Origin of the sequence: Vibrio sp. 10N.222.52.B7 (assembly GCF_041474275.1) — a bacterium.
Lineage (GTDB): Bacteria > Pseudomonadota > Gammaproteobacteria > Enterobacterales > Vibrionaceae > Vibrio > Vibrio crassostreae_C.
In genome coordinates this window covers 1-278 of the sequence record NZ_JBFRTU010000724.1, presented here as the reverse complement: position 1 = coordinate 278, position 278 = coordinate 1, and the positions used below count along the sequence as shown (strand labels likewise).

General features: G+C 42.4%; 1 protein-coding gene. It reads left to right on the top strand.

What is annotated here, in order from left to right:
• Positions 1 to 278 (top strand): DUF1722 domain-containing protein (locus AB4512_RS24995; protein WP_372176154.1); only part of this gene is annotated, 278 nt, incomplete at both ends.

Sequence of the window (278 nt, the reverse complement as noted above, 5' to 3'; positions counted from 1 at the left end):
ACCCTATTTTACGCGAAAACTTCATGACACGTGTCTTCACTTATCAGAAGTGGCTCAACCTTGTTGACGAAGGCGTAACTAAACACAAGCTGATTCAATTCCACAGCGCTCACAAGTACTTAGTAATGTGTCACCACATTGAAGGCTATAAGAAACTTGGGAAATTATTAGCAAGCAACGATCTTGAAATCGATGAGTTGGCAAAACAATATATTGAAGGCTTGATGACGGCATTATCTCACCACGCGAACCGTGGTAGCCACGCCAATACTCTGCAT